General features: G+C 64.3%; 19 protein-coding genes. 18 read left to right on the forward strand and 1 reads right to left on the reverse strand.

Annotation, left to right across the window (positions count from 1 at the left end):
- The first annotated feature begins 33 nt into the window (after positions 1 to 33).
- From ehuR to doeB, 10 genes are all read left to right on the forward strand, one after another.
- The gene (ehuR, locus tag NKH91_RS23270; protein WP_352844678.1) at positions 34 to 1,419 is read left to right on the forward strand and encodes a MocR-like ectoine utilization transcription factor EhuR; all 1,386 of its coding nucleotides are present in this window, start codon (positions 34 to 36) and stop codon (positions 1,417 to 1,419) included.
- 122 nt (positions 1,420 to 1,541) lie between these two features.
- Entirely contained in the window at positions 1,542 to 2,327 is a 786-nt protein-coding gene (ehuA, locus tag NKH91_RS23275; protein WP_352524912.1) for an ectoine/hydroxyectoine ABC transporter ATP-binding protein EhuA, read from the forward strand.
- A gap of 65 nt (positions 2,328 to 2,392) precedes the next feature.
- Positions 2,393 to 3,244 (forward strand): ectoine/hydroxyectoine ABC transporter substrate-binding protein EhuB, encoded by an 852-nt coding sequence (gene ehuB, locus NKH91_RS23280; RefSeq protein ID WP_352484026.1) that lies wholly within the window; start codon positions 2,393 to 2,395, stop codon positions 3,242 to 3,244.
- Between the two features lie 188 nt (positions 3,245 to 3,432).
- Positions 3,433 to 4,092: an ectoine/hydroxyectoine ABC transporter permease subunit EhuC gene (ehuC, locus tag NKH91_RS23285; protein WP_023720654.1), complete on the forward strand. Its 660-nt coding sequence runs from the start codon at positions 3,433 to 3,435 to the stop codon at positions 4,090 to 4,092.
- 16 nt (positions 4,093 to 4,108) lie between these two features.
- Positions 4,109 to 4,768, forward strand: coding sequence for an ectoine/hydroxyectoine ABC transporter permease subunit EhuD (gene ehuD, locus NKH91_RS23290; RefSeq protein ID WP_023720653.1), 660 nt, complete (start codon positions 4,109 to 4,111; stop codon positions 4,766 to 4,768).
- The gene (gene eutA / locus NKH91_RS23295) at positions 4,765 to 5,538 is read left to right on the forward strand and encodes an ectoine utilization protein EutA (protein WP_352484025.1); all 774 of its coding nucleotides are present in this window, start codon (positions 4,765 to 4,767) and stop codon (positions 5,536 to 5,538) included. Before ehuD ends, eutA begins: the two co-directional genes overlap by 4 nt.
- 10 nt (positions 5,539 to 5,548) lie before the next feature.
- Entirely contained in the window at positions 5,549 to 6,541 is a 993-nt protein-coding gene (gene eutB, locus NKH91_RS23300) for a hydroxyectoine utilization dehydratase EutB (protein WP_352484024.1), read from the forward strand.
- Positions 6,538 to 7,530 carry a cyclodeaminase gene (locus NKH91_RS23305; RefSeq protein WP_352885402.1) on the forward strand — a complete coding sequence of 331 codons (993 nt, stop codon included), beginning with the start codon at positions 6,538 to 6,540 and terminating at the stop codon, positions 7,528 to 7,530. The genes eutB and NKH91_RS23305 overlap by 4 nt, the downstream gene beginning before the upstream one ends.
- A gap of 38 nt (positions 7,531 to 7,568) precedes the next feature.
- A complete protein-coding gene (gene doeA / locus NKH91_RS23310; RefSeq protein ID WP_352844676.1) occupies positions 7,569 to 8,747 on the forward strand; it encodes an ectoine hydrolase DoeA in 1,179 nt (392 codons plus the stop codon).
- A gap of 5 nt (positions 8,748 to 8,752) precedes the next feature.
- Positions 8,753 to 9,754, forward strand: a complete 1,002-nt coding sequence (gene doeB, locus NKH91_RS23315) for a N(2)-acetyl-L-2,4-diaminobutanoate deacetylase DoeB (RefSeq protein WP_352494460.1) — start codon at positions 8,753 to 8,755, stop codon at positions 9,752 to 9,754.
- A gap of 2 nt (positions 9,755 to 9,756) precedes the next feature.
- Here the strand turns inward: doeB and NKH91_RS23320 are convergent, their stop codons facing one another.
- Entirely contained in the window at positions 9,757 to 10,416 is a 660-nt protein-coding gene (locus NKH91_RS23320; protein ID WP_352494540.1) for a GntR family transcriptional regulator, read from the reverse strand.
- Between the two features lie 321 nt (positions 10,417 to 10,737).
- Between NKH91_RS23320 and NKH91_RS23325 the strand changes: the two genes are divergently transcribed.
- The 8 genes from NKH91_RS23325 to atzF are packed head-to-tail and all read left to right on the forward strand — an operon-like array spanning position 10,738 to position 19,011.
- Positions 10,738 to 11,865: a BMP family ABC transporter substrate-binding protein gene (locus NKH91_RS23325; protein ID WP_352844674.1), complete on the forward strand. Its 1,128-nt coding sequence runs from the start codon at positions 10,738 to 10,740 to the stop codon at positions 11,863 to 11,865.
- A gap of 20 nt (positions 11,866 to 11,885) precedes the next feature.
- Positions 11,886 to 13,010, forward strand: coding sequence for an ABC transporter permease (locus NKH91_RS23330; protein WP_352844672.1), 1,125 nt, complete (start codon positions 11,886 to 11,888; stop codon positions 13,008 to 13,010).
- Positions 13,010 to 13,936, forward strand: a complete 927-nt coding sequence (locus NKH91_RS23335; protein WP_023720644.1) for an ABC transporter permease — start codon at positions 13,010 to 13,012, stop codon at positions 13,934 to 13,936. Before NKH91_RS23330 ends, NKH91_RS23335 begins: the two co-directional genes overlap by 1 nt.
- A 14-nt stretch (positions 13,937 to 13,950) precedes the next feature.
- Entirely contained in the window at positions 13,951 to 14,652 is a 702-nt protein-coding gene (biuH, locus tag NKH91_RS23340; RefSeq protein WP_352639441.1) for a biuret amidohydrolase, read from the forward strand.
- Positions 14,653 to 14,662: 10 nt separating this feature from the next.
- A complete protein-coding gene (locus tag NKH91_RS23345) occupies positions 14,663 to 16,195 on the forward strand; it encodes an ABC transporter ATP-binding protein (protein ID WP_023720642.1) in 1,533 nt (510 codons plus the stop codon).
- Positions 16,195 to 16,863 (forward strand): cysteine hydrolase family protein, encoded by a 669-nt coding sequence (locus NKH91_RS23350; RefSeq protein ID WP_023720641.1) that lies wholly within the window; start codon positions 16,195 to 16,197, stop codon positions 16,861 to 16,863. Before NKH91_RS23345 ends, NKH91_RS23350 begins: the two co-directional genes overlap by 1 nt.
- Positions 16,856 to 17,206 (forward strand): cupin domain-containing protein, encoded by a 351-nt coding sequence (locus NKH91_RS23355; RefSeq protein WP_023720640.1) that lies wholly within the window; start codon positions 16,856 to 16,858, stop codon positions 17,204 to 17,206. Before NKH91_RS23350 ends, NKH91_RS23355 begins: the two co-directional genes overlap by 8 nt.
- The gene (atzF, locus tag NKH91_RS23360; RefSeq protein WP_352885403.1) at positions 17,203 to 19,011 is read left to right on the forward strand and encodes an allophanate hydrolase; all 1,809 of its coding nucleotides are present in this window, start codon (positions 17,203 to 17,205) and stop codon (positions 19,009 to 19,011) included. The genes NKH91_RS23355 and atzF overlap by 4 nt, the downstream gene beginning before the upstream one ends.
- Positions 19,012 to 19,015 lie beyond the last annotated feature (4 nt).

Genomic DNA, 19,015 nt, shown 5'->3' on the forward strand with positions numbered 1-19,015 from the left:
GTCAATTGCACTGATTTCGATCTCTAATAAGTCATGACATTTTGGCGTCCAGATCCCGCTCTTATCCGGCGGCCGGCCTATCAATCGCTCGCCGACCAGTTCGCGCGCGCCATCCACGACGGGCGCCTGGCCAATGGCGCCCGGTTGCCGACGCACCGGCAGCTGGCCGACGATCTCAAACTTTCCGTGCAGACGGTCAGCCGCGCCTATGAGGAACTGATCCGCCGCGGGCTGGTGTCCGGCGAGGTCGGCCGCGGCAGCTTCGTGCAGACGCAGCGCCGCGAGCCGGAGCCGCCCTATTTGCCGGAGCGGTTGGGTGAGGTCATCGACCTCTCTATCCTGAAGCCGGTCTGCGAACCGATGCATCTGGAGCGGCTGAAGCAGGCGCTGGGCTGGCTCGCCGAAAACCTGCCGTCGAGCTCGGCGCTGTCGTTCAGGCCGAACATGGTGTTCCCGCGCCACCGCGCGGTGGGTGTCGAGTGGCTACGCTTCTGCGGCCTCGACGCGTCGCCGCAGAACATCAGCCTGACCAACGGCGCCACCGCAGGGATGACAGTGGCGCTGATGAGCGTGGCGCCGCCCGGTTCGACCGTCGCCACCGAGGCGATCGGCCATCACACACTGATCCCGCTGGCGCGTTATCTCGGTTTCAACCTCGAGGGTTTGCCGATCGACGACAATGGGCTGATCCCGGAAGCGCTGGACGAGGCCTGCCGGCTGTCGGACATCCGCGCGGTGTTCGTGCAGCCCTCGGTGATCAACCCTACGGCGACGCTGATGGACGCCGCCCGGCGCGAACAGATTGCCGCCGTTGCGCGCAGGCATGACATCGCCATTATCGAAAACGACGTCCTCGGCCCGCTGGTCGAGGACCGGCCGCCGCCGGTCGCGGCGTTTGCACCCGAGCGCACGCTCTACGTCACCTCCTTCACCAAGATCGTGGTGCCGGGCCTGCGCATCGGCTATCTCGCGGCACCCGATCGTTATGTCGCCGCGGTTGCCAACCGCCACCTCGTCTCGAACTGGATGGCGACGCCGCTGGTGGCCGAGATCGCCACCAAATGGGTGACCGACGGCACCGCGATGGAACTCGTTCGATGGCAGCGGATGGCTTTGCGGCGGCGTCTGGACATCGCCGCCGAGGCGCTTGCCGGAGTGGACTATCGCGCTCATCGCGACGGGCTGCATGTCTGGCTGCGGCTGCCCGATGATCGCGGCGAGGAAAGCTTTGTTTCCCAGGCGCGCCTGCAGGGCGTGGCGATTGCGCCCGGCACGTCGTTTCGCATTTCGCAGACGCCTTGGCATCCAGCTGTGCGGATTTCGCTTGGCTCGACCACGGAGGGGGAACTGCGTGCCGGTCTCGGCGTTGTCACCAAGCTTCTGCTCGGCGATCCCGAGCATCTCCTGCTTGCCATCTAGGCAACAAATGGCGAGGAATTGTGCGGAGTTCGAAATATTGTCATGATATTATTTTCTTGATTGACATGATTTGCCGCGATCCGCATCGTTAAAGGCACAGCTTCTCCAGCACGGGAAATTCATTGTCGGCGCCCATCATCAAGATCGACGGCATTTCGAAAAGCTTCGGCACCTTCAAGGTGCTGGACGGCCTCTCGATGCAAGTCATGCCCGGCGAGAAGCTGGCGCTGATCGGCCCGTCGGGTTCGGGCAAGACGACGATCCTGCGCATCCTGATGACGCTCGAGCGCATTGACAGCGGCCACATCCAGGTCGACGGCGAGCAGTTGTACCACATGGAGCGCAACGGCCGGCTGCTGACGGCGGATGAACGGCATTTGGCAAAGATGCGCCAGAAGATCGGCATGGTCTTCCAACTGTTCAATCTGTTTCCGCACAAATGCGTCATCGACAATGTGACGCTCGCACCGATGCTGACCAAAGGCATGCCGCGGGCCGCCGCCGAGAAGCGGGCGATGGAGCTGCTCGACATGGTCGGCATGGTCGACAAGGCCAAAGCGATGCCGGCGCAGCTTTCCGGCGGACAGAAGCAGCGCGTCGCGATCGCCCGGGCGCTGGCGCTGTCGCCGAAGATCATGCTGTTCGACGAGGTCACCTCGGCGCTCGACCCGGAACTCGTCGACGAGGTGCTCAACGTCATGCGCAAGCTCGCCGCCGAGACCGACATGACCATGCTGCTGGTCACCCACGAGATGGGTTTCGCCCATGACTTCGCCGACCGGGTGCTGTTCTTCGATCGCGGCAGAATAGTCGAGGAAGGCAAGCCCGACGAGATTTTCCGCCATCCCAAACAGGAGCGTACGCAAGGTTTCCTGAAGAAGATCATTGCGGCCGGACATCGGGTCTGACTGCCATGCGAGGCGGCGACGCCTCAAGCAAGCCAAGAAGACAGACAAACAAGGAGTTGGGAACAATGAAGAAATTTGCCATTTTGGCCGGCGTCGCCGGTATTGCGCTGACGGCGGTGCTGGCCGCCTCGACGACCGGCTCGGCCGATGACAGCAAGCTCGAAGAGCTCAAGGCGCAAGGCTTTGCCCGCGTCGCCATCGCCAACGAGCCGCCCTATACGGCGGTCGCCGCCGACGGCAAGGTCTCGGGTGCGGCGCCTGACGTTGCCCGTGAAATCTTCAAACGCCTTGGCGTCAACGACATCGTCGCCTCTATCTCGGAATATGGTGCCATGATCCCCGGCTTGCAGGCCGGCCGTTTCGACGTCGTCACCGCCGGCCTGTTCATGAAGCCGGAACGTTGTGCTGCGGTCGCCTATTCGGAACCGGTGCTGTGCGACGCCGAGGCGATGCTGGTGAAGAAGGGCAACCCGAAGGGCTTCAAGAGCTACGAGGACGTCGCCAAGGACACCAGCGCGACGATCGGCGCACCCGGTGGCGGCACAGAGGAAAAGCTGGCGCTCACCGCAGGTGTGCCGCGCGAGCGCGTCATCGTCGTGCCGGACGGCCAGAGCGGCCTGAAGATGCTGCAGGACGGCCGCATCGATGCCTATTCACTGCCAGTGCTGTCGATCAACGACCTGGTCAAGAAAGCCAATGATCCGAACCTCGAAGTCATCGCGCCGGTGGTCGGTGCGCCGGTCTATTGCGATGGCGCGGCCTTCAAAAAGGGCGACGAAGCGCTACGTGATGCCTATGATGTCGAGCTGGCGAAACTGAAGAAGTCCGGCGAGTTCGCCAAGATCATCGAACCCTACGGCTTCTCGGCGGCGGCGGCGATGTCGACGAGCCGCGACAAGCTCTGCTCGGCGAAGTAGGCGCGTTCTTCCTTCTCCCCGTTGACGGGGAGAAGGTGGCCCGAAGGGCCGGATGAGGGGCGACGCCCAGCTTTTGACAGATTGGCTCTGCCCCTCATCTGCCTGCCGGCATCTTCTCCCCGTGAACGGGGAGAAGGACGCTGAAGTGATCGCCTCGCCAAATATTCAATGCGGAGCCCTTTCGACCAATGACCCAATGGTCCGGCTATTTCGGCCTGATTTTGCAAGGAGCGCTTGTCACCATCGAGCTGACGCTGATGGGGTCGGTGCTGGCCTTGATCATGGCCTTTCTTGCCGGGCTGGGGCGGCTGTCGCGGTTTTTTGTGCTACGCGCGCTGGCCACCGCCTATATCGAGTTCTTCCGCGGCACCTCGATCTTCGTGCAGCTGTTCTGGGCCTATTTCGTGCTGCCTTTCGCCGGCATCTCGCTGACGCCGCTGCAGGCCGGCGTGCTGGCGCTGGGCCTGAATGTCGGGGCCTATGCGGCGGAAGTGGTGCGCGGCGCCATCAAGTCGATCGGCCGCGAACAATACGAGGCCTGCACCGCGCTCAATCTCGGCCGCTGGCAAGCCATGCGCCATATCATCCTGCCACAGGCACTGCTGGTGATGCTGCCGACCTTCGGCAACAACGCCATTGAATTGCTCAAGGCCACCGCCGTCGTCTCGCTGATCTCGCTTGCCGACCTGACCTTCCAGGCGCAGGTGGTGCGCTCGCAGACCGGCAACACGCTGGTGCCGTTCAGCACCATTCTCGTCATCTATTTCGTGCTGGCGCTACTCATCTCATGGGGCGTGCGGTCGCTGGAACGCCGCATGGCGCGCGGCCTCGACGGGGTGCGCGTCTGATGGATCGGGCTCTGTAATGGAATGGGATTGGGATTTTGTCCGGCAGATCCTGCCGACGCTGATCCAGGGGGTGAAGATCACCATCCTGGCGACGCTGCTCGGCTCGGTGCTGGCGGCCATCGTTGGGCTGGGCATCGCGTTGGCGCGCCGTTCGCCGAACAGGGCTCTGTCGCGCACGATCGGCTTCCTTGCCGAGTTCATCCGCGGCACGCCGCTATTGGTGCAGCTCTATTTCATCTTCTACGTGCTGCCGGATTTCGGCGTCCTGTTGCCGCCGCTGGTGGCGGGCGTCATCGGTCTCGGGCTGCATTACGGCACCTACACAGCCGAGGTCTACCGCGCCGGCATCGATAATGTGCCGCGCGGCCAATGGGAAGCGGCCAAGGCCTGCAATCTGAACGCCACGCAGACCTGGACGCACATCATCATGCCGCAGGCGATCCCGCCGATGATCCCGGCGCTTGCCAATTATTTCATCGCCATGTTCAAAGAGACGCCGCTGCTGTCGGCGATCACCGTGCTGGAACTGATGAACCAGGCCAAGAGCGTCGCCAATACCTATTATCGGTATATCGAACCGATCACCTTGGTCGGCGCCTTCTTCCTCGCCATCAGCCTGTTCTCGGTGGTGCTGCTGCGCTGGCTGGAACACCGTTATGGGCGGATCGAACGATGAGCGCTGCACCCGATATCCGCCTGCGCTCGGCCCGTCCAGCGCTCGATGCACGTCCGCTGGAAAAGCGGGTCGGCCTGATTATCCTTGCCACCGACCATACGAGCGAACCGGATTTTCACCGCATGGTGGCAAGCGATCGTATCGGCGTCTATGTCGCGCGTATTCCCTACGCCAACCCGACGACGCCGGAGAATTTGCGCAAGATGCAGCCGTCACTGACGGCGGGCGCGGCCCTGATCCTTCCTGACGAACCGCTCGATGCGATCTGCTATTCCTGCACCTCGGCCTCCGTCGTGATCGGCGATGCCGAAATCGAGGCGGCGGTGAAGGCCGCGAAACCCGGCGCGCCGGTGGTGACGCCGCCGATGGCCGGAGTGCGCGGCCTGAAGGCGCTGGGCGCCAGGACAATCAGCATCCTCACCCCCTATACGGTCGAGACGAGCCGGCCAATGGCGGCCTATTTCGCGGCACACGGTTTCGAGATCGCCAGCTTCACTTGCCTCGGCTTCGAGGATGACCGCGAGATGGCGCGGATTGCGCCGAAATCCTTGGTCGATCTGGCCCGCGAGGCGACGGCCCCGCAGGCCGACGCGCTGTTCGTGTCCTGCACGGCGCTGCGGTCGGCGCTGGCAGTTGTCGGTATGGAAGAAGCCATCGGCCGTCCCGTCGTCACCAGCAACCAGGCGACAGCCTGGAATTGCCTGCGGCTTTGCGGCGACGACGAGCCACGCCCCGAATTCGGCCGCCTGATGACGCTGCCGTTGAACTGATTGCAGAGCCATGACCACGTCCAGGATAAGCCTCTCCGACATCCGCGCCGCACGCGAGCGCATCGCAGGCAAGGTCGAGCGCACGCCGACCGTCACTTCCCCGAGTCTTTCCCAACACTTGGACGCTCCTGTTTATCTCAAGCTCGAACATCGGCAGACCACCGGCGCCTTCAAGTTGCGCGGTGCCTCGAACGCTATCGCCTCGTTGACAGAAGAGGAGAGCGCGCGCGGCGTCGTCGCGGCCTCGACCGGCAACCATGGCCGGGCGCTTGCCTATGCCGCTCGACTGCAAGGCATCCACGCGACGATCTGCATGTCGCGGCTGGTGCCTGAGAACAAGCTCGAGGAAATCCGTCGGCTCGGCGCCGAGATCCGCATCGTCGGCAACAGCCAGGACGATGCGCAGCGGGAGGTCGAACGGCTGGTCGCGGAAGAGGGGCTGATCATGCTGCCGCCTTTCGATCATCCTGCGGTCGTTGCCGGGCAAGGAACACTTGGGCTGGAGATCATGGAACAAGTTGCGGACGCCGCGCTGGTGTTGGTGCCGCTTTCCGGCGGTGGGCTGGCGGCTGGCGTTGCCGCTGCCGTCAAGGGCGTCAGCCCGGCAACGAGGGTCATCGGCGTTTCGATGGCGCGCGGTGCGGCGATGAAGGCAAGCCTCGACGCCGGGCATCCGGTGTCGGTCGAGGAACTGCCGACGCTGGCCGACTCGCTCGGCGGCGGCATTGGGCTCGACAACCGGCTGACCTTCGCCATGTGCCGTGATCTGCTCGATGATGTGATCCTGCTCAGCGAGGACGAGATCGCCGCCGGCATCCGCCATGCTTATGAGCAGGAGCGCGAGATCGTCGAAGGCGCCGGCGCGGTCGGCATTGCGGCTGTGCTTGCCGGCAAGGTCGGGGCGAACGGCCCGACGGTGCTCGTGCTGTCCGGCCGCAACATCGACATGACACTGCACCGCAAGATCATTTGCGGCGAAGCAATTGCGGAGAGCGCAGCATGAGCCGGATGACGATCCTCACCGAAGCTGAATTGCGCAAGATCGTGAAGCTCGATCTCGATGCCGTCGCCTGTGTCGAGAACGCGTTTCGCGCGCTCGCCACCTTGCCAGTGGCGATGCCGCCAATCCTGCGGCTCGACATTCCCGAGCATCGCGGCGAGGTCGATGTCAAGACCGCCTATGTGCCGGGCATCGACGGTTTTGCGATCAAGATCAGCCCCGGCTTTTTCGATAATCCGAAGCTCGGCCTGCCTAGCGTCAACGGCATGATGGTGCTGCTGTCGGCGAAGACCGGGCTGGTCGAGGCGCTGCTGCTCGACAATGGCTATCTCACCGACATCCGCACGGCGGCGGCCGGCGCGGTCGCCGCCAAACATCTGTCGCGTCCGGACTCCTCCGTTGCCGCAATCTTCGGCGCCGGTGTTCAGGCCGGACTGCAGCTCGAGGCGCTGATGCTGGTGCGGTCGATCACCGAGGCTCGGATCTGGGCAAGGGATGCCGCCAAGGCCGAAGCCGCGGCGGACGCATTGTCCGAAAGACTGGGCATCGCCGTTCACGCCGAGCCGGACGCGGCAAAGCCTGCGGCCGATGCCGACATCATCGTCACCACGACGCCGTCGACCGAGCCGCTGATCAAGGCCGGCTTCGTCTCCGCCGGCCAGCACATCACCGCGATGGGCTCGGACGCGGAGCACAAGAACGAGATCGCGCCGGCGATCCTGCGCATGGCCGACCTCTACGTCGCCGACAGTGCGAAACAGACGCGGCTCCTGGGCGAACTGCACCATGCCATCGTGGCGGGCGTGATGGCGGCCGATGCCGAGATCACCGAGCTTGGCCACATCATCGCCGGCGAAAGGCATGGCCGGCGTTCGGACAGCGACATCACCATTGCCGATCTGACCGGCACCGGCGTGCAGGACACGGCGATCGCCACGCTCGCCCGCGACCGTGCGCGTGCAGCCAAGACCGGTACGATTTTCGAAAGCTGATACCGGCCGCAAGGCCCAACAAACGAGGACCAAGAACAATGCAGCCTAATTTGAAATTCTCGCGCGGCGAATATGCGGAGCGCCTCGCCAAGACGCGGAAGGCGATGGCGGCCAAGGGCGTCGATCTGCTTGTTGTCAGCGATCCGTCCAACATGGCCTGGCTGACCGGCTATGACGGCTGGTCGTTCTACGTACACCAGGCGGTCGTCGTGCCACCGTCGGGCGAGCCGGTGTGGTACGGGCGCGGCCAGGACGCCAACGGCGCCAAGCGCACCGCCTATCTCGCGCACGACAACATCGTCGGCTATGCCGACAACTATGTGCAGTCGACCGAGCGCCATCCGATGGATTTTCTGTCCAGCGTGCTCGCCGATCGTGGCTGGGGCAAGCTCAGCATCGGTGTCGAGATGGACAATTACTGGTTCTCTGCCGCTGCCTTCGCATCGCTGCAGAAGCACTTGTCCCATGCCCGCTTCGTCGATGCCACGGCACTGGTCAACTGGCAGCGCGCGGTGAAGAGCCCGACCGAAATCGACTACATGCGCAAAGCCGCCCGCATCGTCGAAGCGATGCACCAGCGCATCGTCGACAAGATCGAAGTCGGCATGCGCAAATGCGACCTGGTCGCCGAGATCTATGATGCCGGCACGCGCGGCGTCGACGGCATTGGCGGCGACTATCCGGCGATCGTGCCGCTGCTGCCGTCAGGCGCCGACGCATCGGCACCGCATCTAACTTGGGACGACAGGCCGATGAAATCGGGCGAGGGCACTTTCTTCGAGATCGCCGGCTGCTACAACCGCTACCATTGTCCGCTGTCGCGCACCGTTTTCCTCGGCAAACCGACGCAGGAATTCCTCGATGCCGAAAAGGCGACGCTGGAAGGCATGGAGGCCGGGCTTGCCGCCGCCAAGCCCGGCAACACCTGCGAGGACATCGCCAACGCCTTCTTCGCGGTTCTGAAGAAATACGGCATCGTTAAGGACAACCGCACCGGCTATCCGATCGGGCTTTCCTATCCGCCGGACTGGGGCGAACGCACGATGAGCCTGCGCCCAGGCGACCGCACCGAGCTCAAGCCCGGCATGACCTTCCATTTCATGACCGGCCTGTGGCTGGAGACGATGGGCTTGGAAATCACCGAATCCATCCTGATTACCGAAACCGGGGTCGCGTGCCTGGCCAATGTGCCGCGCAAGCTGGTGGTGAAGAATTGAGCCCGATGTCCAGCCTTCGCCCATCACCGATCACGCCGAGCGTCGATTTCGAGCGCGACGGCGTGCAGCACGGTTTCTTGCGCCTGCCTTACAGCCGTGACGATTCCGCCTGGGGATCGGTGATGATCCCGATCTGCGTCATCCGCAACGGCAACGGGCCGAGTGCATTGCTCACCGGCGGTAATCATGGCGACGAATATGAGGGGCCGCTGGCGCTTTACGATCTCGCCCGCACGCTCGATCCGAGGCAGGTCAGCGGCACGGTCATCATCGTGCCGGCGATGAATTATCCGGCGTTCCGCGCCGGCACGCGCACCTCGCCGATCGACAAGGGCAATCTCAACCGCAGCTTTCCCGGCCGGCCCGACGGTACGGTGACCGAGAAGATCGCCGATTATTTCCAGCGCGAACTTCTGCCGCGCACCGACATCGCGCTCGATTTCCATTCCGGCGGCAAGACGCTCGACTTCGTGCCGTTCTGCGCCGCCCATATCCGGCCCGACAAGGTGCTGGAAGAGAAGGGGTTCGCTGCGGTTGAAGCTTTCTCGGCACCCTGGTCGATGAAGATGCTGGAGATCGACGCGGTCGGCATGTTCGACACTGCCGCCGAAGAGATGGGCAAGCTGTTCATCACCACCGAGCTCGGCGGCGGCGGAACTTCGCGCGCGGAAACGGTGAGGATCGCGCGTCGCGGCGTGCTCAATGTGCTGCGCCATGCCGGCATCGTCGCCGGCGCGGTCGAGATGCAGCCGACCCGCTGGCTCGACATGCCATCGGGAGATTGCTTCTCGTTCGCCGAGGACGACGGGATGATCGAAACCATGATCGATCTCGGCGAGCCGGTGGCAGAAAACCAGGTGCTGGCGCGCATCCATTCGATCGGCCGCACCGGCGGCGCTCCGCAGGAGATCCGGGCCAAGATGTCCGGTCTGTTGGCGGCGCGGCATTTCCCCGGATTGGTCAAGGCCGGCGACTGTGCTGCCGTGGTGGCCGTGCTGGTCGATTGAGGCTAGGAGGCCGATGTCGGAAACGGCTCGGCCTTGCCTTTAGGGCGGTCGCCGATGGCAAAGACGGCGCTCGCCTCGCTGACGATCGAGACATGGTCCTTGGCGGCTGTTCCGGCGGCCGTACTGTCGCCGCGCATGATTGCGGTAACGATGGCGTCATGCTCTTGCCAGGACTGGGCCAGCCGGCCGGGCAGCATGAATTGCGCGCGCCTGAACGGCGCCAGCCGGCCGCGGGTCATGACGGTCAACTCATAAATGTGCTTGCTGTGCGCGCCGCGATAGAGCCGGGTGTGGAATTCGGTGTTGAAAATCTCATACTCTTCTTCGGCCCCGAGCTGCACGAAGCGTGCCGAGGCCCGGTGCTCGGCCTCCAGCGTGCGGCGCTCGCCGGCCGTCATGCGCTCGGCCGAGAAGCGCGCGCAGATCGCTTCAAGCTCGGCCATGCTCTCGAACATCGAGGCGAGGTGCTCCTGCGTCATCACGGCGACGGTGGCGCCGCGGTTCGGCCGCCTTTCGACCAGTCCCATGGCGCTGAGCCGGCTGAGCGCTTCCCTGATAGGCGTGCGTGAGACGTCGAAGCGGGCGGCGAGCGAGGCTTCGTCGAGTTTTTCGCCGGGACGCAGGAAACCGGTAACGATCCGGTCGCTGATCGCCCTCACCATCTGATCGACGGTCGTGCCCGACCTGATCAAATTGCGCTTTGCCGACACGTCTCCTCCGTCAGTCTCTTCGCGCAGCCATAAGCCACGCACCGGCTTCGATTCCTCCGCAGCTCTGTATGCCTATGTTTTAGCCTTCATGTCAAATTGGCCGTTTTAGAGGCAAAAAGTGTATGCAATTGCTCCGGCTTTGTGCAGGCCACATCGGCACACTCGTTGATATTGCTGAATAAATCCCATTTCTGAAACTGGCACGCTGATTGCATACACTTCTTTCATTGAGGTGTTAACCGGCCCCAAAGGCCCCATAGAGGGAGCATTCACATGACCGAGCGATTCATGCTTAGCCGCCGCGACCTGCTCAAGACTTCCGCCGCCGGAGCGGCGCTCGGTCTTGCGTCCGCATCGTTTCCGATCAGCAGGGCCTTCGCCGCGACCGCAACCGTCGGCTTCATCTATGTCGGGCCAAAGGACGATTACGGCTACAACCAGGCGCATGCCGAAGGCGCCGCCACGCTGAAGGGGATCGAAGGCATTTCCGTCGTCGAAGAGGAGAACGTGCCGGAGACGGTCGACGTGCAGAAGACGATGGAATCGATGATCAATCTCGACGGTGCGTCGCTGATCTTCCCGACCTCGTTCGGCTATTTCGATCCGCATATGCTGGCCATGTGCGCGAAATTCCCCGACGTGCAGTTCCGCCATTGCGGCGGCATGTGGAACAAGGACAAGCATCCGATGAATGCCGGTTCCTATTTCGGCTATATCGGCATGGGCCAGTATCTGAACGGCGTCGTCGCCGGCCACACCAGCAAAACCAAGAAGCTCGGCTTCGTCGCGGCAAAGCCGATCCCGCAGGTGCTGCTCAACATCAATTCCTTCCTGCTCGGCGCGCGCTCGGTCGACCCGACCATCACCTGCCAGGTGATCTTCACCGGCGAGTGGTCGCTGGCGGTCAAGGAGGCGGAGGCCACCAATGCGCTGGTCGACCAGGGCGCCGACGTCATCACCTGTCATGTCGACAGCCCCAAGGTGATGGTCGAGACGGCGGCCGGGCGTGGCGCCTTCATCTGCGGCTATCATGCCAACCAGAGCCCGCTGGCGCCGGAGAAATACCTGACCGGCGCGGAATGGAACTGGGCCAAGGTCTACAAGATGTTCGTCGACGATCTGGTGGCCGGCACGCCGCTTCCCAATTTCACGCGCGGCGGCCTGGCCGTCGGTTTCGTCAAGATGAGCCCGCTCGGCCCCGCCGTCGGCGAGGCCGCCCGCAAGCAGTTCGACGGCACGCTGGCCGAAATGATGAAAGGCGGATTTTCGGTCATCAAGGGTCCGTTGAAGAGCAACAAGGGCGTCGTCGTCGCGACCGAAGGCCAGGCCTTCGTCGAGACCGCGCTCGAGCTGGAAAGCATGGACTACCTCGTCGAGGGCGTGGTCGGTTCGACCGCCTGAACCGGATCGGAGACGGGGCCATGGCAGACACGGTCAGTACCGCGAGCGCACCAGCGCTGTTTGGCGCCAGGAATTATCCGGCGGCACTCGAATGGGTGGCACGGCGGGCGGAAGCCTTCGTCATACCGCTCGCGGCGCTGATCGTCGGCATGGCGCTGTTCAGCCTGTTCATCGCGCTGGTCGGCAAATCACCGGTGCAACTCTACGTGACGATGTGGCGCGGCGGCTTCGGCTCCTGGTTCTCGATCCAGAACTCGCTGTCGCGGGCCGCACCGCTTTTGCTGGCAGCGCTCTGCGTGGCGCTGCCGGCTCGGCTCGGCCTCGTCGTCATCGGCGGCGAAGGCGCGATCGTGCTGGGCGGCGTTGCCGCCGCCGCCATCGGCGTCGCGGCGAATGGCGCGCCGGCTTTCGTGGTCATCCTGTTGATGGGCGTGGCGGGCGTGGTCGCCGGCGGCATCTGGATAGGTGCCGTCGGCGCACTCCGCCACTACCGCGCCGTCAACGAAACCATATCCAGCCTGCTGATGGCCTATATCGCCATCGCGCTGATGAACCATCTGGTCGAAGGGCCGCTGCGCGATCCGGCCTCGCTCAACAAACCCTCGACCGAGCCGCTGGCGGATGCCTACCGCATCGGCAACATTCCAGGCATGGACGTGCACTGGGGCCTTGTCGTCGGCATCGTCGCCTGCGTCCTGTCCTGGCTGTTGATCGAAAAGACGCGCTGGGGGTTTGCCGCCCGCATTGCCGGCGGCAATGTCAGGGCGGCCCAGGTGCAAGGGCTTGCCGTCGGCCCGCTGATCGTCGGCTTTACCGGGCTCGCCGGCGGCTTTGCCGGACTGGCCGGCATGCTGGAAGTCGGCGCCGTGCAAGGCAGCGCCAACGCCTCGCTCGCCGCCGGCTACGGCTATACCGGCATCCTCGTCGCCTTCCTCGCCCGCCACAATCCGCTCGCCATCATCCCGGTCGCTTTCCTGCTCGGCGGCATCGGCGCTTCCGGCGGGCTGATCCAGCGCCGCATGGACCTGCCCGACGCCACCGTGCTGGTGCTGCAAGGCATGCTCTTCGTGGTCATCCTGTTCAGCGAAATCTTTTACGGCCGCTTCAAGGTTTTCAATCCCGATCTGTGGAAGAGGGGCTCCTGATGGACGCGACCGAGATCGGCCTGTGGGGCGTGCCGCTCGCCATTCTCGGCGGCGCCATCCGCGTCTCGACGCCGTTCATCTTCGTGTCGCTCGGCGAAGCCATCACCGAGCGCTCCGGCCGCATCAATCTCGGCCTCGAAGGCACGCTGGTCTTCGGCGCAATGACCGCCTATGCGGTAGCAGTGGTGACCGGCTCGCCATGGCTCGGCGTGCTGGCTGCCGCCGGTGCCGGTCTTTGCTTCGGGCTGTTCCATGGCTGGATCTGCAAATTCCGCGGGGTTAACGACATCGCCATCGGCATCGCGCTGATGCTGTTCGGCTCGGGTCTCGCCTTCTTCTTCGGCAAGCCGTTCATCCAGCCCTCGGCGCCAGACCTGCCGGCCATCGCCTTCGGTGGCTGGTCGAATATTCCGCAGGTGCAGGCGGCGCTCAACGTCAACGTGCTGTTCCTGATCGGGGCCGCACTTGCGCTGTTCCTGTGGTGGGCCTTCCGTAACACCCGCGCCGGCCTGATCGTACGCGTCGTCGGCGACAGCTCCGATGCGGCGCGCGCCATGGGCCTCAATCCCAACACCGTGCGCCTGCTTGCGACAGGCGTCGGCGGCGCGCTCGCCGGCATCGGCGGCGCCTATCTGTCGCTCTATTACCCCGGCAGCTGGACCGAACGCATCTCGTCGGGGCAGGGGCTGATGGCGGTGGCGCTGGTCATCTTCGCACGCTGGAACCCGCTCGGCTGCTTTGCCGCGGCACTGTTGTTCGGCGGCGCCGGGGCGCTAGGCCCGGCGTTGCAATCGGTCGGGGTAACGCAGGGCTACTATCTCTTCTACGCCGCACCTTACATCCTCACGCTCATCATCATGATCGCCACCTCGTCGCCGAGCCGCTCGCTTGCCGGCGCGCCGGGCGAGTTGTCGATCACCAAATGACTGGAGTTTTCCCGATGAACGCCAGAGCCGAGATCACCCAGCGCTACATCGACGCCGACCCTTATCCATGGCCCTACAATGGCGAGCTGCGGTCGGACAATACGGCTCTGATCATCATCGATATGCAGACCGATTTCTGCGGGCCGGGCGGCTATGTCGATCATATGGGCTACGATCTTTCGCTGGTGCGGGCGCCGATCGAGCCGATCAAGTCGGTGCTTGCAGCCATGCGGGCCAAGGGCTACACCATCATCCACACGCGCGAGGGCCACCGGCCCGATCTCGCCGACCTGCCGGCCAACAAGCGCTGGCGCTCACGCCGCATCAATGCCGGCATTGGCGACCCCGGACCTTGCGGGCGCATCCTGGTGCGCGGCGAACCAGGCTGGGATATCATCCCCGACCTCTATCCGGCGGCGGGCGAACCGATCATCGACAAGCCGGGCAAGGGCTCGTTCTGCGCCACCGATCTGGAGCTGATCCTGCACCAGCGCGGCATCGAAAACATCGTGCTGACCGGCATCACCACCGATGTCTGCGTCCACACGACCATGCGCGAGGCCAATGATCGCGGCTTCGAATGCGTGATGCTTGAGGACTGCTGCGGCGCGACCGACTACGGCAACCATCTCGCCGCGATCAAGATGATCAAGATGCAGGGCGGCGTGTTCGGCGCGGTGTCGAGCTCGGCGTCCTTCGTCGCGCAGCTGCCGTGAGGGGGCGATCTTGAGCGGAACCATCGTCAAGAAAGCCGTCGGCGTCGAGACTATCGGCATGACCATGCGCTTCGGCGCCTTCACCGCGCTGGACGATGTCTCGATCAAGGTGCCAGCGGGATCATTCCATGCGCTGCTCGGCGAAAACGGTGCCGGCAAGTCGACGCTGGTCAAATGCATGATGGGTTTTTACCGCCCGACCGCCGGCGACATGCTGGTCGATGCCCGCGAGGTCGCGATAGCCAGCCCGAAGGATGCCTCGGCGCTCGGGCTAGGCATGGTCTATCAGCATTTTACCCTCGTCCCGTCGCTGACCGGTGCGGAAAACCTGGTCATTTCCCGCGAGAAAGTGCCGGGCGTCATCGACTGGCGCAAGGAGCGCGCCGCACTTGCGCAATTCATGCAGCGGATGCCGTTCAAGCTGCCGCTCGACGTCAAGGTGGCGGAACTTGCGGCCGGCGAGAAGCAGAAGCTCGAAATCGTCAAGCAGCTCTATCTCGGCCGCAGTTTCCTGGTGCTCGACGAGCCGACTTCGGTGCTCACCCCTGGCGAGGCACAGGAAGTGCTTGGCCTGGTGCGCGACATGACCAGGACAGGCGACCTCACCGTGCTGATGATCTCGCACAAATTCCACGAGGTGACGGCCTTTGCCGACGACATCACCGTGTTGCGCAAGGGCAGGCTGACCGGAACCGGAAAGGTCTCCGAACTTTCGCACAAGCAGATGGCGGCGATGATGATCGGCGACCAACCGATTGCAGCACTCGACAGTCGCGCTCCGGTGCCGGCCGGCGCCAGGCAGGTGCTGACGGTAAAGTCGCTGAAGGCGCCTGACCGCACCGGCTTGAAAAGCATCGACATCGGCGAGCTCGACGTGAAGTCCGGCGAGATCGTCGGCATCGCCGGCATCTCCGGCAACGGCCAGAAGGAGTTTCTCGAAGTCCTTGCCGGACAGCGGGCACGCAATGCGGGCGACGTTCTGGTGAAAGGCTCGCCCTATGGTGCCAGCCGCAGCGAGGCGCGCACGCTCAATGTCCGCTTCATTCCGGAGGAGCCATTGCGCAATGCCTGCGCACCGCGGATGACGGTGGCCGAAAACATGGCCTTCCGGACCTTCGACCTCAACGAGGCCGGCAAGCCGGTCAACTGGATCAGGATGAGCGCGATCAGGGACTACGCGGCCCGTCTTGTCGAACAGTTCAAGGTCAAGACGGCCTCGCTCGCTTCGCCGATTTCATCATTGTCGGGCGGCAATGTGCAGCGCGCGGTGCTGGCGCGGGAACTGACCGGCGAGGTCGATTTGCTCATCGTGTCGAACCCCTGCTTCGGCCTCGACTTCTCCGCCGTCGCCGAAATACGCGCCCGCATCATGAAGGCGCGCAATGCCGGTGCTGCAGTGCTTTTGATGTCGGAGGACCTCGACGAGCTGCTTGAGCTCTCGGACCGCATCTTCGTCATGTCGGATGGCGCGCTGGTCTACGAGACGCCGATCGCGCAGGCGAGCGTGCAGACGATCGGCGAGCACATGGCGGGACATCATTGATGGCGGAGATCGAGGCGCTGCCGTTCCCGTTTGCCTTCAAGCCTGAGGCGATGGCGCTGGTCGTCATCGACATGCAGCGCGATTTCGCCGAGCCCGGCGGCTTCGGCGCCAGCCTCGGCAACGACGTCAGCCGGATCACGGCGATCGTGCCGACGGTGAAAAGGCTGCTCGAAGGGTTTCGCGCCGCTGGCCTGCCGGTGATCCACACGATGGAGTGCCACAAGGCAGATTTTTCGGATCTGCCGCCGGCCAAGCGCAATCGCGGCAATCCGTCGATCCGCATCGGCGATATCGGTCCCATGGGTCGCGTGCTGATCGTCGGCGAACCGGGAACGGCGATCCTCGATGAACTTGCACCATTGCCTGGCGAGATCGTCATCGAAAAACCCGGCAAGGGCGCGTTCTATGCCACCAGCTTCGGCGATGACCTCAAGCGGCTCGGCGCACAGCAACTGGTCTTTGCCGGGGTGACGACGGAGGTCTGCGTGCAGACGACGATGCGCGAGGCCAACGACCGCGGCTATGAATGCCTGCTGGCGGAGGATGCGACGGAGAGCTATTTTCCGGAGTTCAAGACGGCAGCCCTTGCCATGATCAGGGCGCAGGGCGCGATCGTCGGCTGGACGGCGACAACGGACCAGGTGCTCGAGGGAATTTCCAATGCCTAACATTGCATACCAGGCCCTCATCCAAGGGGGCTGGCGTGATCTGCCATTCGAGCCTTTTCGCGAAGGCATCACGGTGCATTGGCTGCTCAAGGGGGGATCGACGGAACCGTCGGTCGCGATTCTCAACTACCGGGCGGGCGCCGGCGTGCCGCGTCACCGCCACGCCGGGCTGGAAACGATCATCGTGCTGGAAGGCTCGCAGAGCGACGAGAACGGCGATTATGCAGCGGGCAGTGTGATCCTGAACCCGGTTGGAACCGAGCATTCGGTGTGGACAAAAGACGGCTGCGTCGTACTCATCCAGTGGAACCTGCCGGTCGTCATTCAGGGCGAGGCCGAATGAGCGACATCCGCTTCGACATAGCGAGCCTGCACGCCGCCTATCAGGCCGGCCTCAGTATTGGCGATATGATCGATACGGTCCATGCGCGGCTCGCGGCGGCCGATGACCCGGGCATCTTCATCCATCTGGCGAGCAGGGCGGAGATGCTTGCCGAGGCGGAAAAGCTCGGCCCGTTCGATCCGTTGGCAAAGCCACTGTGGGGCGTTCCGTTCGCGGTCAAGGACAACATCGATGTTGCCGGCATGCCGACCACGGCGGCCTGCGCGGAATATGCCTACTTGCCGGCGAACGACGCCACCGTCGTCGCGCGGCTCAAGGCCGCCGGCGCGCTGGTCGTCGGCAAGACCAATCTCGACCAGTTCGCTACCGGCCTGGTCGGCGTGCGCACGCCCTATCCAATCCCGAGGAATGCGATCGACCCGACACTGGTGCCGGGCGGCTCCTCATGCGGCTCGGCCGTGGCGACGGCGCGTGGCATCGTCTCGTTCGCGCTCGGCACCGACACCGCCGGTTCGGGCCGCATACCCGCCGGCCTCAACAACATCGTCGGGCTGAAGCCGAGCGTCGGCGCGCTGTCGGCCGCCGGCGTCGTGCCGGCCTGCCGCACGCTCGACTGCGTCTCCGTCTTCGCACTCAACGTCGACGACGCCTACAGCGTGTTCGAGGTCGCGGCGGCGAAGGACGACGCCGATCCCTATTCACGTGACCTCGGCATCCAACCGCTTGCCGCGCGCCCACCGGTGCTGACGGTTGGCGTGCCGGCCAAGGCCGATCGGACGTTCTTCGGCGACCAGGCGATGCAGGCGGGCTTCGAGGCCGCTCTTGCCTCGCTGGAGACGCTGGGCTGCAGGCTGGTCGAAATCCCGTTCGGCGATTTCTACGCCACCGCCAATCTGCTTTACGAGGGCGCCTGGGTGGCCGAGCGTTACACCGCGATCAGGGACTTCATGGATGCCAACGAGGCGGCCATGCATCCGGTGACGCGGCAGATCATCGGCGGTGCGCGAAAACTTTCCGCAGCGGACGCCTTCAACGGGCTCTATGCCTTGCAGGCCTACAAGGCCAAGCTTGCGCCGGTTATCGCCTCGGTCGATCTTTTCTGTGTGCCGACCGCGCCGACGCATTACACAGTCGAAGCGGTGTTGGCTGACCCTATCGTCACCAACAGCCGGCTCGGCACCTACACCAACTTCGTCAATCTGCTCGACATGTGCGGCATCGCCGTGCCGACCGGAACCCGCAGCGACGGTTTGCCGATGAGCGTCACCTTGCTTGCCGCGGCGGGCAAGGACCATCTGACGGCGTCGCTTGCGCGCGATGTCCATGCGGCAAGCGGCCTTGCGCTGGGCGCTACCGGCTGGCCGCTGCCGCCGCGTGGCGATATCCGCGTGGACGTGGGTGAAGGCACGATCGAGCTGGCCGTGGTCGGCGCGCATCTATCGGGGATGGCGCTGAACGGCCAGTTGCAGCAGCTCGGCGCGATTTTCGCCCGGGCTGCGAGAACGGCGCCGCTCTACCGGCTTTACGCACTCGCCGGCCAGTCGGTGTCGAGACCGGGGCTCGAGCGCACCTGCAATGGCAAGGGCACAGCCATCGAGGTCGAAGTCTGGCGGCTGTCGCCGCAAGCCTTCGGTCGCTTCGTCGCGGCGATCCCGCCGCCGCTCGGCATCGGGACGCTTCTGCTCGACGACGGAACTTCGCCGAAAGGCTTCCTCGTTGAAAGTGCCGGCCTTACCGATGCAGAAGAGATTTCGCATTTCGGCGGCTGGCGCAATTTCATGGCGGATCAGCAGCTGCGGAGCTGACGCC

This window comes from Mesorhizobium sp. M0894, assembly GCF_040319725.1.
Taxonomy (GTDB): domain Bacteria; phylum Pseudomonadota; class Alphaproteobacteria; order Rhizobiales; family Rhizobiaceae; genus Mesorhizobium.